Origin of the sequence: Chryseobacterium daecheongense, from assembly GCA_027920525.1 — a bacterium.
Taxonomy (GTDB): domain Bacteria; phylum Bacteroidota; class Bacteroidia; order Flavobacteriales; family Weeksellaceae; genus Chryseobacterium; species Chryseobacterium proteolyticum.
Window position 1 is genome coordinate 1,148,491 of the sequence record CP115858.1, and the last position, 14,316, is coordinate 1,162,806.

9 protein-coding genes are annotated in these 14,316 nt (G+C 35.5%); 3 read left to right on the plus strand and 6 right to left on the minus strand.

Going from position 1 to position 14,316, the window contains the following annotated elements; translation table 11 throughout:
• The first annotated feature begins 31 nt into the window (after positions 1 to 31).
• Both PFY10_04980 and PFY10_04985 read left to right on the plus strand, forming a co-directional pair.
• Positions 32 to 1,045 (plus strand): HNH endonuclease, encoded by a 1,014-nt coding sequence (locus PFY10_04980; GenBank protein WBV57798.1) that lies wholly within the window; start codon positions 32 to 34, stop codon positions 1,043 to 1,045.
• Positions 1,046 to 1,363: 318 nt separating this feature from the next.
• A complete protein-coding gene (locus tag PFY10_04985; protein ID WBV57799.1) occupies positions 1,364 to 1,810 on the plus strand; it encodes a KTSC domain-containing protein in 447 nt (148 codons plus the stop codon).
• A gap of 155 nt (positions 1,811 to 1,965) precedes the next feature.
• On the opposite strand, the gene PFY10_04990 is transcribed toward PFY10_04985, so the two are convergent.
• From PFY10_04990 to PFY10_05005, 4 genes are all read right to left on the minus strand, one after another.
• Positions 1,966 to 5,151: an efflux RND transporter permease subunit gene (locus PFY10_04990; GenBank protein ID WBV57800.1), complete on the minus strand. Its 3,186-nt coding sequence runs from the start codon at positions 5,149 to 5,151 to the stop codon at positions 1,966 to 1,968.
• 7 nt (positions 5,152 to 5,158) lie between these two features.
• Positions 5,159 to 6,220, minus strand: a complete 1,062-nt coding sequence (locus tag PFY10_04995; GenBank protein ID WBV57801.1) for an efflux RND transporter periplasmic adaptor subunit — start codon at positions 6,218 to 6,220, stop codon at positions 5,159 to 5,161.
• Positions 6,221 to 6,229: 9 nt separating this feature from the next.
• Entirely contained in the window at positions 6,230 to 7,597 is a 1,368-nt protein-coding gene (locus PFY10_05000) for a TolC family protein (protein ID WBV57802.1), read from the minus strand.
• Between the two features lie 97 nt (positions 7,598 to 7,694).
• Positions 7,695 to 8,288 carry a TetR/AcrR family transcriptional regulator gene (locus tag PFY10_05005; protein ID WBV57803.1) on the minus strand — a complete coding sequence of 198 codons (594 nt, stop codon included), beginning with the start codon at positions 8,286 to 8,288 and terminating at the stop codon, positions 7,695 to 7,697.
• Between the two features lie 181 nt (positions 8,289 to 8,469).
• Between PFY10_05005 and PFY10_05010 the strand changes: the two genes are divergently transcribed.
• Positions 8,470 to 12,384: a T9SS type B sorting domain-containing protein gene (locus tag PFY10_05010; GenBank protein ID WBV57804.1), complete on the plus strand. Its 3,915-nt coding sequence runs from the start codon at positions 8,470 to 8,472 to the stop codon at positions 12,382 to 12,384.
• A 39-nt stretch (positions 12,385 to 12,423) separates the two neighbouring features.
• Here PFY10_05010 and PFY10_05015 read toward each other — a convergent pair whose 3' ends face one another.
• Together PFY10_05015 and PFY10_05020 are read right to left on the minus strand one after the other, a co-directional pair.
• Positions 12,424 to 13,248: a S1-like domain-containing RNA-binding protein gene (locus PFY10_05015; protein WBV57805.1), complete on the minus strand. Its 825-nt coding sequence runs from the start codon at positions 13,246 to 13,248 to the stop codon at positions 12,424 to 12,426.
• A gap of 199 nt (positions 13,249 to 13,447) precedes the next feature.
• A complete protein-coding gene (locus PFY10_05020) occupies positions 13,448 to 14,287 on the minus strand; it encodes an arylamine N-acetyltransferase (GenBank protein WBV57806.1) in 840 nt (279 codons plus the stop codon).
• Positions 14,288 to 14,316 lie beyond the last annotated feature (29 nt).

The following is a 14,316-nucleotide window of genomic DNA, read 5'->3' on the forward strand; positions in this document are numbered from 1 at the left end:
TTAAAAAGTTTAGATTAGACTTAAAAAATTAATGATTGAACATTTTAATGAAATATGTGAATTTCGCCAAAAAAATCCTATAGTAAAGGGAAAAGTCATTAAAACTGACGACCCAATTTTAGTGAATGTTAAAAGTTCTCTTAAAAACCTTAAAAAAGAATTAGAAAGTAAATATAAAATTTTTAATGGTATCAATCTTTCCATAGAGGTTTCCAAAGGAGCAGCTAACTTCCCACATGTAACACATATCTGTATTTTACCCCCTAATCAAAAAGTATCAAATGGTATTTATGTAGCAATATGTTTTGATAAAGCAGGTAAAGGAGCTGTTGTAGGATGTTTAGAATCTAAAACAAATCCAAAAGGATTAAATGTAAAGCTTAGAAAAAAAGGAAAAATAGCCCCTAAAATTGATGTTGACGGAGGCGGACAAAATACCAAATATAACAATGTTTTCGAAAACCCTAAAGAGTTTTATTATAAACTAGAAAATAATTATGAGTTAGAAGACCATATAAGTAGATCACTAAGTATTTGCCTTTATAATTTATCGTTAATAGAAGATTCTAGCTATTTACAGGCTAATGATTATTTAATGTCATCTATTAATCAAAAAGAAATTGAGCACTTTAATTTCAAAACTATAAAAGATGACAGAAAAAAAATTGCTGTTTATATTCATTTAAGAAGGGGACAAAAAAATTTCAGAAATAAACTTATTGAAACATATAATAAAAAATGTGCAGTAACTGGATGCGAAATTATTGAAATGTTAGAAGCTGCACATATATATCCTTATAAAGGCTCTAACACTAATAAAATACAAAATGGTCTCTTATTGCGTTCAGATATCCATACTTTATTTGATTTAGGGTTAATAAGTATAAACCCTGAAAACTATACTATTGAAGTAAGTCACAAAGTTTTTAAAGATAATTATTACTCAAATCTAAAAGGTAGTAAAATATATTTACCAAAAAGAAATGAAAGTTATCCCGACAAAAATTCTCTTAAAAATCATTTCGAAAATATCTTCATTAAGTAAAAGCAAAATAATAATACCTACAGAGGAATAAAAAAACTTCTCAGAAATTTATATATAGAAGAATCAAATCCTAAATAATGTTGCATAAATATGTCTAAAATACTTTCAAAAATTATTGACTTTTCTGGTATTTTATAATACCGAAATAAACTTCAAATAAATTAATAATGAATAAGTTATGATTTTCTGGAATTAATTACCTAATTTTGCACCCCGAAAAAAGGATCATATAACGGAATATAAAATAGTATTGTACGAATTCATACTTATGGATATAACAATTACATAGAATCCTTAAAATCAATAAAATATATAAATATGAAAAGAGTTGGTGAACATAGAAAGCTTCTTGGGGTAGATAAAACAGTAACATTACAGGAGTTAAAAACCATTTACAGAAATACGATGAAAGATTCTCATCCTGATAAATTCATCAACGATGAAGCCGGGAAACTGGAAGCTGAAGAAAAAAGCAAATCTGTGATTGAAGCTTACCATTTTTTGGTGAGCATTAACCCTGAAACACAGGAAAAGTATAAGGAGGAATATGTAGAAACAACTACAAAATCTAATATTCACGATTTCTATTTTGAAAAACAGGTTCTGAAGATCCAGCATTTAAACGGAATGATGTATGAATACCTGGGAGTACCAAGAAACACCTATATCAAAATGGTAAATGCTGATTCACCAAGCCGTTTTGCAAGAAGACACATTTACGGAAACTTCATCTACAGAAAGTCAGGTGAAGCCATGGCAGATTAATTTTTTGTATAAAATAAAAGGGAAGGCTTTCAGTTTATTCTGGAAGCCTTTTTTATTGTGGAGAATAGAGTTTAAAATTTTGTTGGCAGCACAGGGAACAATCAAAAAAGCGTATCAAAAATGATACGCTTTTTCGGTTAATTAAGGTTGTTATTTTAATCTAAATGTTTAGGAGTAAATCCGTCATCACTTAGTTCTCTGTGCTCGTAATCAGCCTTCATTTCAGCCTCATAATCTGTTTTCTCATGCTGACCCATTCTTCTTAGAATTGAATCAAATAGAGAGTATACTACTGGTACGATGATCAAGGTAAGGAATAGAGACGATGTTAAACCACCGATAACTACCCAAGCCAGACCTTTATTAAATTCGGCTCCTGCTCCACTTGCCAATGCAATTGGCAACATCCCGAAGATCATCGCGATGGTTGTCATAAGAATCGGACGAAGACGAGCATGGTTAGCCTGAATCAAGGCATCGTGTGTATTTGATCCTGCTGCTTTTCTAGCATTGGTAAAGTCAACAATCAGGATCGCATTCTTCGCCACAAGACCAATCAACATGATCATCCCTAACATCGTAAAGATGTTCAGTGAATTTGCTGTTAAGGCAAGGATAACCATAACTCCGATCATCGCAAGCGGAATCGAGAACAATACCACAAACGGATAAACAAAACTATCATATAAGGAAACCATTACCAGGTAAACCAATACGATAGCTGCCAATAAGGCAATACCTAAAGTACCGAAACCTTCCTGCTGGTTTTCCATATCACCACTCCAGATGTAATCCACTCCGATAGGTTTTTTATCGCTCTTCATGAACTGGTCTGCCCATTCATTCGCAACATCCCCCACAGGTCTACCTACCGCCTTTGCTCTTACTTTTACGGAAGGAGATTTATCTCTACGCTCAAGTAAGCTTGGTCCTGAACCCATTTTCACTTCTGCAAACTGACTCAAACGAACCTTTTCTCCTCTAGGATTTGTGAACATCAGGTTCTTAACATCATCAATAGATTGTCTATTTGCATCACCAAAACGGATATTGATATCATATTCATATTCTCCGGCTCTGTATTTCCCATCTGTGTTTCCGTTGAATGCTGTCTGCATTGTTTGTCCTACACTCTGAAGATTCAGGCCTAAAGAAGCCATTTTATCTCTGTCAATATTTACCTGAACTTCAGGATTACCGGTATCTGTTGATAGTTCAGCATCTACTGCCCCGGGAACTTTTTTCAATAGTTCCAGAATTCTTGTTGCCTCTTTTACTGCTGTAGCATTATCAGGAGCTGTTACAACCATTTCGATCGGTGCATTTTCAGCACCCAGGATACCAATTGGAGCCGTTTTAAACTCAACTCCTGTAAATTTCTCTTCTAATGCTCTTTTTACTTTAGCTGCTTTGATGTTCGTACTTTCAGCACGCTCAGATTTATCAGTAAGGTTTACCTGAACTTCAGACTGATAAGTCGTTGCCTGAGCTCCACCAAAACCTGTTGACTGCTGACCAACAGTGGTAATCAGATCCACAACATCTTTATCATTTCTTAAAAACTTCTCTACATCTAAAGTTAACTGGTTGGTCTTTTCAACGGTCGCATCTTTTGATAATTCCATTTGAACTAAGAACTGACCACGGTCGATTGGAGGAAAGAATTCACCACCAATGAAACCAAATGCTACCAACATGAACGAAGAGATCAGAATAATAAAGGTGATCACTACCGTTGATATCCTTCTTAACGTTGACTTCAGACACCACTCAAGAATGCCTGTGATCCAGTGTGTGAATTTATCAATCAGTCCTTCAAACCAAAGAATGAATTTTTCAAACCAGTTTTTACCTGTTAAGTGCTCCAACTTACCAAATCTTGATGATAACCAAGGGATAATGGTAAATGATGCCAACAATGATAATAAGGTTGCAATAACAACCGTGACGCAAAATTGCCCAAGGATGTTTGCTACAAGACCTGAACTCATTGCAATCGGAAGGAATACCACCACGATTACCAATGTAATTGCAGCAACCGTAAATCCAATTTCAGACGCTCCATCATACGCAGCCCTGATCTTACTTTTACCCATCTCCATGTGACGGTAAATGTTTTCCAACACCACAATCGCATCATCCACAAGGATACCAACCACTAGGGATAGTCCTAATAAACTCATCAGGTTCAGTGTATACCCCATCAGGTTCATTCCAATGAAGGCTGCAATTAACGAAGCCGGAATAGAGACCATTACGATAAAGGCATTTCTGATACTGTGAAGGAATAATAACATCACAATAGCTACAAGGACGATTGCCAGGAACAAGTCAAAAATAACGTGGTTGGCAGATTCAAGAGTAAAATCCGTAGTATCATTTACTACCTTCACTTTTATCCCCTGAACTTTATACGCTTCTTCTACTTTTGCTATGGTTTTCTGAACACTTTCAGATACAGCAACCGCATTCGCATCAGACTGTTTTTTAACCTGCATTAAAATCGTCGGAAACTGGTTAAATCTCGCCACTTTCTCAACATCTTTCTGAGAGTCGAAAACAGTAGCAATATCGGATAAACGAACCTGAGCTCCATCTTTATTGGAAACAACAAGGTTGTTCATTTCCTGGATCGATTTATATTTTCCGGATAATCTGATCGTAGATTTTGTCGTTCTCGATTTCAAACTTCCTGTAGGGAAATCCAGGTTGGATGAAAGGATTGCCTGCTGAACATCTCCGATGGAAAGTCCATAACCCTGCAATTTTTTCTCATCAAGATTCACCTGAATCTCTCTTTCCTGTCCACCTACAAGATCAACCTGCGCTACTCCGTTTACACGGGAGAAAATAGGCTCTATTTTTTTATCTAAAAGGTCATAAAGTTCTTTGTTATTCAATTTATTCGAAGAAACACTCATCGTAATAATAGGTAAATCATCCAATGAGAATTTATTCAGTGAAGGCGGATCTACATCATCCGGAAGGTCTTTAAGAACTGCATTTACTTTACGCTGAGCATCATTCAAAGCATAATCCACATCCGCTCCATCGTTCAGCTGAACCATGATCACGGATAAACTTTCATATGAAGAAGACTCTACTTTTTTTACATTTTCCAAAGAACCTACGGCATCTTCAATTTTCCGGGTCACGGAAGTTTCCACCTCTGCAGGCGAAGCTCCCGGATAGGTCGTAGAAATTGTTACCATATTGGTTTCAAACTTCGGAATCAATTCGTATCCCATGAGTGTATAACTCAGGATACCCCCCAGTGTCAGAATTGTAAATAATACAATTACCAACGAGGGTCTTTTGATCGATATTTCTGCTAACTTCATAAGTCTACTACTTTACAATATTGATTTTTGACCCATTATCCAAGTTGATCTGTCCGCTGGTAATTACCTGTTGACCTTCAGTAAGACCTGTAAGAATCTGTACTTTATCTCCGTACACTTTCCCGATCGTTACTTTGATCAATTTGGCAGTTCCATTTTGAACGATAAACAACTGGCCAGAGCTCACCCCGTTTACAAATGCTTCCGCAGGAACAGTAAGCATGTTCTGAGTTTCAGCTCCGTTGTTTGTTTTGAATACTGCAGTTGCATACATACCGGCTTTCAGGTTTCCTTTGTTCGGAACTTCAATTTCTACCGGGAAATTTAAAGAAGCATCACTTTTAGGAGCAATAAATGTAATTCTTCCACTGAAAGAATCTTCAGGTAGAACATTTACGCTAATTGGAACTACCTGACCTAACTGGATTTTCCCAACCTGGCTTTCATCCACCAGAACGGAAAGTTTTAAGGTATTGATATTAACGATCTCAAACATGGAAGTTCCCACTGAAACTACAGTTCCAGGCTCCACCATTTTTTTATTAATTGTACCGCTGATCCCTGCCCGGATGCTGGTATCATTTACTCTTACACCCTGAGCTTTTACAGCAGCCTGCATATTTTTAAGCTGTAATCTTGAATTATCAAGCTGTTGCTTGGTAACTCCTCCTGTTTTATAAGCATTTTCATAACGCTGATTGTCGATAATTGCGTTTTGTAAGTTATTTTGAGCCTGTGATACATCTACCTCAATAGCATCTCTTTTAATAGTTGCTAAAGTCTGACCTGCAGAAACTCTTGAACCTTCTTTTACTAAAACACTTACAATACGTCCTGCAATTTCAGAAGACTGATTCATTTCCTGCTTTGGAAGAAACGTTCCATTCGCTGAATAATCCGTATCGATATTTTCTCTCTTTACGGTTACCACATTAACGTTGATCTTATCAACCTGCTTGGCAACTTCTTTTACTTCCTGTGTCTGTTTTTCTTTGTTTCCCGCAATCTTATAAGCTGCTAAACCAATAAGTACAGCCGCTACGATGATATATATTAAAGTTTTTTTCATTTTAGTTTATTATTGGTTTTCTAATGTATTTAATTCTCCTTTAGCTTTGATCAGTTTGATCTCAGCCTGCTTATAATCCAGCAATGCATTCGCATAATTCTGTTTTGCCTGAGTAAGGGCATTTTCAGAATCCAGAACTTCTGTAAGTGTTGCTAAACCATACTGATAATTGGATTGTGTGTTGCTTTGAACCCTTTCTGCCAGTCCTACATTATTCTTCATGCTTTCGATATTGATGATCGCATTTTCCATATTGGAAATAGCATTTTTATAATCCAGGTTTAGGCTAAGCTTAGTTTTCTCAATATCCTGATCCAGATCCTGAATATCGATTTCAGCCTGTTGAATCTGAGCCTTGGTTTGGCCACCCATAAAAATCGGAACTTTAATGGCCAGACCTATGGAAGCAAAATCACTCCAGTTGGTTCCCTGAGAAGATCCTGTGAAATAAGGAAATTTATTTCCTAGTCCCTGCCATCCGTAATTGGCTGTTAATCCCACCGTAGGATAAAGATAAGCTTCTGTTGCTTTTTTACTAAACTGTAATAACTCTCTTTGTTTATTTAGTACTTTTAATTCAGATCTTTGTTCCAGGCTCACATTGGTTGCTAAAAGCTGCGGATTGGGTTCGATTGTTTTTTCTTCAAGCTCTATCGGTGTTTCAATAGGAACTCCCATATAAAACTTCAATGAATTTTTAGCCACTTCCACTCCGTTGATCAGCTGTTGCCTGTTCGATCCTATATTATTAAGCTGAACATTGGTACGGTCCAGGTCGATAGATTTAGCAAGGCCGTTATCAACTAAGCTTTTGATCACATTTCTTACCCTTTCCGTATTAGCATAACTGGCTTCAATCGTCTTAAGATTTTCTTCCTGAACAAAAACCTGATAATAAGCTGTCGCTACATTTTCAATGATTTGTTCATTGGTCAGCTGTGAATTAAGAATATAAAACTCACGGGTAGATTTAGCCGCTTTTAAACCGATGAATACTCTCTGGTCAAAAATATTCTGGTTAAGCGTTACAGAGTTTACAGACTGCCATTTTGTTCCGAACGTCACCGGAATCATCTGTCCCGGCATTCCTAAAATCTCACCAGGAAGAACAGACTTCTGTAAAATAGGATTAAAGGTATTGCTGATATTAGCACTGATCTGCGGTAAAGCACCGGCTCTGGCTTCATCAATCTTATATTCAGCTTTTTTTACCTGTAAAGCAGCTTTCTTAGCTTCTGCCTTATTTTTCAGGGCCTGCTGAATGGCTTCTTTTAAAGAAACCTGTTGCTGAGCATGTACCGATGAGTAACCGAAAATCATAAATGCTGCAGCTATCCCTATTTTTAGCTTTTGTGCAGTTATACGTTTTCTTTTCATAATTTTATTACTTCGTTTATTTTTTTAATAGATGTTCTTCTTCAAATACTTTATTCCTAAAGGACGGATCATATTTAAAAATACTTTAAGCTTTTAACTAATTTTTAAATAAAATATTCAGTATGATCTCTTTTCTCTCTGATATGATCTTATCAAATTCTTTATCACTGATCATTAGATTCTCCATCAAAAGAGGACGTATTGCGCTGGGAAATACCAATAAAGAAACCATATTCAGAATAAATTGGATAGGTTTCATTCTCTCTATATTTCCTGCTTCCATTTCCGTTTCAATGTCTTCATACATCTTTTTCAAATCATCTTCTTCTATATCCTTCTTGTGACAATTCCCTTTATTGATCTGTGAAACAATATAAGTTTCCAGATAAGGATACTGAAGGCTTGTTGATAAGCTGCCTTCTATAAACTGGCTTATTTTCTCTTTAAAAGGCAGATCGGAATTCTGTATAATTTTAGATTTCTCTTGTTCTACTTTTTGCGCTTCATTAAATACAATCTGCATTAGATTATCTCTGGAACGGAAATAGTAATTAATAAGCGTTCTATTCACTCCGGCTTCATCTGCAATCTCTTGCGTAGTAGCATCAAACTTCCCTTTCACAAAGAATAGGTGCTTCGCAGTTTCTTTGATCAATTCTTGTGTTTGGTCTTTTTTTGCTTGATTTGACATTTTTGTTAAACAAATTTGTGCAAATGTAGATCAAAATTTTTTTTTGACAAAATTGTTAAACAAAATAATTAAATGAATCTCATGATTTACATCATGTTTTAAAACAAACACTTACAGATGAATGATTATTAATCCCGATAAAGTGAGGCGTTTTTATATATTTGCCGGAAATTAATAATAGATGCGGAAAATTTTATTTCTTTTATCAGTGTTCACTTATGGACTCACATTTTCTCAAACCAAAGCTATACAGGATAATCAGTATTTTTTTTACGAAAACAAAGGCCAGATTGTTGATCAGGATGGAAAAGAAAACACTGATGTAAAATATTTGTACAATTCAGCAGGGCTGAATGTTCAACTTCGATCTAATGGGTTTTCTTATGATGTATACGAAACGAAAAAGACATCCAATCCTAATTCCCAAAAATTTAAAAAAGATAAATCTTTAAACGCTAAAACATATTATGAGGATGAATTCCTTTACGAACATTTATTTCATAGAGTTGATATTGAATTACTAAATTCAAATAAAAGTGTTTCAATTATTGCGGAGGGAAAATCTTATGATTTTGACAATTATTACAACATTCCCAATAATTCTGAAGGAATAACCAATGTTCACAAGTTTCAAAAAATAGTATACAAGAATATTTATTCAAATATTGATTTGGTATTTTTTAAACCAAAAGATACTATGAAGCCCATTGAATACAATTTTATTATCAATCCAGGCGGAAAAATTTCAGACATAAAAATGAAATTTAGTGGAGCTCCAACCTCAATTAAAGATGGTAAGCTTATCTTGGATATGCGTTTTGGAAAAATGCAGGAAAATATTCCCAACAGTTGGATTAAAAACAAGAATATAAATGTAAGTATTCCCGTTTCTTTTAATGATATTGGTAATCAAACTTTTAGCTTTAATACTCCAATTGACATTTCCACTAAAACTATTATCATTGATCCGGTTCCAACAAGAATCTGGGGAAGCCATGCAGGTGGAACAGGTGATGATTATGGTAGAATAAAAACTGATAGTCAAAATAAAGGTTACTTATTTGGTACTACCAGTAGCTATACTAATTTTGCTACTTCAGGTACCTATCAACAGAATCTTGCCGGTGGACTTGACTCTTTTTTAATGAAGTTGACACCAAGCGGACAAAGACTTTGGGGAACATATTATGGTTTTGGAATGACTGATGTTTTCATGGATGTTGATTTTGACGAAGATTTTAGTATTTATGCCGGGGGAACTATTCAAAGAGGACCATACAATGAAAATATTGTTTTAGTAAAATTTGACAATAATGGAGCTCTTGTCTTTCAAAAAGAATTTGTTTCCAGCAGACAAGACAAGCTTTATTCCGTTTCTTATAATCAAAATAAGATATATATCGGAGGAGATGCTTTCAGTTCTGATTTCCCAACTCTGAATGCAATGCAACCAACAAAATCTACACCTCTTGGATATACAGATGGAATTTTAGCCTCTTTAAATTCAACAACAGGTAATGTAGATTGGGCAACTTATTTTGGGCAAAGTGATGGTTCAACTTCTATTTTCAATATTTTTTCTTCAAATAATGATCTTGAAATAATTGGAGCTACACAATCTTCAAATATCCCCATGATTAATGCCTTTCAATCTATAAAAGGTGGAGAATCAGACGGAATCTATATTAAATTATCGAAACAAGGAAACACCATTCTTCGATCAAGCTATTATGGAAACGCAGGATCTGAACTTGTGTTAAAAGCAAGAATTGTAAATAATATTTTAATTCTTCCGGGAAAATATACTACAACTGCTTTTCCTCAGGGGCAGCCAGGAATTTGGCGGGTTAACCTAGCGAATAATACCGTTACAAAAAACTACTTTAATTTTCATGGAGATCCTCAATTATTAGCATATCCTGACACTTCGGGAAATGTTTTCTTCACAGGTTTACATTTCAATGGCCTGCCGGATATATCGACTCCCGGTGCCTATATGGGAATGCCGGCACAATATAATTCTACATTTTTAATTAAATATAACCAAAATGATGTAAAGGAATGGGGTACTTATTATACAGGAAATGGTGCGACACAACAAGGAGAGGTAACAAAAGATAATGATGATGCGATTTATTTAACAGGAATGTCAGGTGGAAATACATCAGGTATCGCAACCCCTGGAACATTTCAGCAATTACCTGGTGGTGGAAACGATATTTTTATTGCTAAATTTAAGGATTGTACATCAGCCGCTACAGTAACCTCAAACTCTCCTGTTTGTATCAATTCTTCCATCCAATTACATGCAACCGGGGGAACAACATACAGCTGGACCGGACCTAATGGATTTAGTTCTACCCAACAAAATCCTGTTATTTCAAATGCTACAGCGGCTAATGCAGGGACATATATTTGTCAGGTATCAGGGTCAGGCGGTTGTGACGGAAGCTTCACTGTAAATGTAATCGTTGGAGATACTGTTGCACCGGTTCCAAATATTGCCAATATGCCGGATGTCACAGGAGATTGCCATACTGTAATTTCAACTTTCCCAACAGCAACTGATAATTGCGCAGGAATTATTACAGCAACCACCACAGATCCGCTTTCTTATTCTGTTCCGGGAACTTATATAATCCACTGGACTTATAATGATGGTCATGGAAATACGGCAACACAAAACCAAAATGTAATTATAACCTCTCCGGCTCTCCCTGCAACACAAAATTTACAACAAACATTTTGCGCTACTAATCAGCCAAAAGTTTCAGATATTCAGATCATTGGTCAGAATATAAAATGGTATGATGCATCAGGAAACCTTTTACCTTTAAATACAGGGCTTGTAAGCGGGCAAACCTATTATGCTTCACAAACCATTAACAACTGTGAAAGCAACAAAATAGCAATTCAGGTGACGGTTAATTCCACTCCTAAGCCAGCAGCAAATGCTACCCAGGATTTTTGTGCCTCTGCCAATCCTACGTTAGCTAATCTGGCTGTTACGGGAGCATCACTTGTGTTTTACAATGCGGGAGGGAATATTTTACCTCTCAGTACACCGCTGGTACATGGACAAACATATTTTGTCACTCAAACATTGAACGGGTGCGAATCTGAAAAGCAATCCATAGCTGTTACATTGTCCATCAATAATGTTCCGGCTCAGGATGTCACAGATGCTTTATGCAATACTTCTACCGGAACAACAATGGCTATTAATCTTCATTCGTATGAAGGAAATATTATTTCTAACCCGCAAAACTACACTTTTACTTATACAGATAGTGCAGGAAATACAATTCCAAATCCTTCAGTTTATATGATGAGCATTGGCTCAAGTGTTATTCATGTAAAAGTATCTACCCCCGATGGATGTTTTATAGTGATACGATTAAGCTTAACATTAAATCCAAAGCCTAAAATCAGTCTTCCAGAAAATATTGATTTTTGCAAGGGAAAAATATTAACACTCGATGCAGGAAGCGGATTTGCTTCTTATCTATGGAATACAGGAGCTACAACACAGACAATTGTAGTATCCGTTCCCGGAAACTATTCTGTGAAAGTAACCAACAGTTTCGGATGTGAAAGCATTGCAAATACGCAGGTTAGCTATTCTGTTTTAGCTGAGATCGTTTCTGTAACAATTGCTAATAGTTCTGCAACTGTTTTACTTTCAGCTAGTGGAAACTATGAATATTCACTGGACAATGTGACATGGCAGGATTCCAATGTCTTTAATAATTTAAGCATGGGAGAATATACTGTTTATGTAAGAACAAAATCAGGTTGTATCATTGGCCAGAAAAACTTTTCTATCTTCAATATTCCTAATGCAATTACTCCTAATGGTGATGGGATCAACGATAAATGGAAGATAAGAGGCCTTGAAAATTATACAGGAACTGAAGTCGGCATCTATGATAGAAGAGGTATTCCGGTATTCAAAGATATCATCAGTAAAAAACCTTTTGAATGGGACGGAAAATACAATTCATTACCATTGCCTACAGGAAGCTATTGGTACATTATAAAGGTTTCGGATGGGAGATTATACAATGGTTGGATATTGATTAAGAACAGAGAATAAAAACAAAAAAACGAGCAGAAAATTCTGCTCGTTTTATATTTATAATAATCTGATCTTATCCTCCATAATATCGATGATCTTATCTTTATAAAGACCTCCGATTGCTTTCTTGAAGTTCTTTTTACTCATCTGGATTTCATCTTTGATCTCCTCTGGAGTAGATTTATCAGATAGGTAAAGAAGACCATAGTTCTCCTCTAATTTGGTAAGGATTTTTTGCTTAAACTCATCAATATTTTCAAAACCTTCAGGCTGTAAGGAAACGTCAATCTTACCGTCTTCACGAATGGCTTTAATGTAGCCTTTTTCTTCAGATAACGGATATAGCTTTTTGAAAACATCAGAAGCATAGACCAATCCTATGTATTTTTTATTGATGACAACATTCCAACCCAGTTCACTTTCATTCATCATGATCAGATCTACTTTATCTCCTTTCTGGAAGGGCAGATTTTCATATTGAGGGTTTCTTTTAAACTTTGTTGTTCCTGTGATCAGTTCCAGATCCTCATCTACATAAAGATATACCAGATATCTCTTGCCTTCAATAATTTTGGATTTTTGTTGCTTATAAGGAATGAATAAATCTTTAATAATTCCCCAATCCATAAAAGCACCACTAGGTAAACTCTGAACACTGGTCATTACTGCATACTCTCCTACTTCAGCCAATGGAATTTCAGTAGTGGCTTTTAATTTACCATCATCCTGATACACAAAAACTTCAATTTCATCCTCAATTTCCTTATCTTCCTGAGCGAAAACCTTTGGTAAAAAAGCCTTTTCACCCGATTCATCGATCAGGATCCATCCTGAATTATTTTTTTCTGAAATTTTTAAAGTTTGAGTTCTTCCGAGTTGCATTGATGATAAAATTAGTCTGCAAAGGTACGGAAATATAAAATGACTCCTTCAGAAATAATTCCGTCAACTTCTATTTCCCTGAATTTCCTGATTTAATTTTATTAATCCGACCCAATATTCCTTTACCAGTTTATATTTATAAAGAGGTCTATTTTAAAAGAGAACTTAGCTACAAAGTTGATTATTCATCGACCGGTTATTAAGTTGTATGAAAACGAATCCGGATTTCGTTCAGCTTGTTATACATTGTGCTTAATAATTGATCCGAAAGCTTGTCAAGATTAAAATGTGTGGCCAGGATAAACCTTAATTGATCAGGCTTAGTAATTTCAAGACTTTCTTTTCTTCCATCATTTCCGCGTATAGTGAATGCATGATTAAAAAGGGAATATCTGGATTTTTCATCTACACTGGAAATCATAAGAGATTTAACAAATACAGAATCAGGTCCAGTGGCCACAAACCAATTTGCCATTTCCAGGTCAGGCTGCTCCACTTCTTCAAGTGAAAATTTATAGATCGGAAGCCATTCTTCCTTCAAAACTTCCAACTGATAAAAAATGTCATTGTTAACCAATCGAAACACTCCATTTGGAGTTTCCTGCTCTATATTTGCCTGAAGTAATATGGGTGAGGTAAGCGTCATTGAACCGAAACCCACGTCTACAAGGTATTTTAGACCCTTAATATCCGTAGTGAGCATCATGTGTGATCTTGCCGTTGCTTTATCATTGGCACTATTCCACAGGACTCTGGCCAGATGCATTTTGATAGTAAACCCTAAGCTCGTCAGGATATTTTTAAACAGTATATTTTGTTCATAACAGTATCCACCTCTTTGAAGTGTAACCAGTTTATGGAAAATGGCACCTATGTCTAAAGAAGGAACGATGCCCATGAAAGAATCAATATTTTCAAATACAATATGTTTAGGATGTAACTGATGTAATTTCTGCAAGCCTTTCAGCTCGCCGTTATCTTCATGGTTCCAGTACGTTCCCAACCGTTTTAAATACAATTCCAATTCTGATCTTTCCATAATTTAAATTTAAAATTTGTCTAGATGCT

What these genes read in the sequence shown, in the direction of transcription:
- PFY10_05010 (WBV57804.1), top strand. Translation starts at nt 8,470, where the DNA reads ATGCGGAAAATTTTATTTCTTTTATCAGTGTTCACTTATGGACTCACA.
- PFY10_05005 (WBV57803.1), bottom strand. Translation starts at nt 8,288, where the DNA reads ATGTCAAATCAAGCAAAAAAAGACCAAACACAAGAATTGATCAAAGAA.
- PFY10_04995 (WBV57801.1), bottom strand. Translation starts at nt 6,220, where the DNA reads ATGAAAAAAACTTTAATATATATCATCGTAGCGGCTGTACTTATTGGT.
- PFY10_04990 (WBV57800.1), bottom strand. Translation starts at nt 5,151, where the DNA reads ATGAAGTTAGCAGAAATATCGATCAAAAGACCCTCGTTGGTAATTGTA.
- PFY10_05020 (WBV57806.1), bottom strand. Translation starts at nt 14,287, where the DNA reads ATGGAAAGATCAGAATTGGAATTGTATTTAAAACGGTTGGGAACGTAC.
- PFY10_04980 (WBV57798.1), top strand. Translation starts at nt 32, where the DNA reads ATGATTGAACATTTTAATGAAATATGTGAATTTCGCCAAAAAAATCCT.
- PFY10_05000 (WBV57802.1), bottom strand. Translation starts at nt 7,597, where the DNA reads ATGAAAAGAAAACGTATAACTGCACAAAAGCTAAAAATAGGGATAGCT.
- PFY10_05015 (WBV57805.1), bottom strand. Translation starts at nt 13,248, where the DNA reads ATGCAACTCGGAAGAACTCAAACTTTAAAAATTTCAGAAAAAAATAAT.
- PFY10_04985 (WBV57799.1), top strand. Translation starts at nt 1,364, where the DNA reads ATGAAAAGAGTTGGTGAACATAGAAAGCTTCTTGGGGTAGATAAAACA.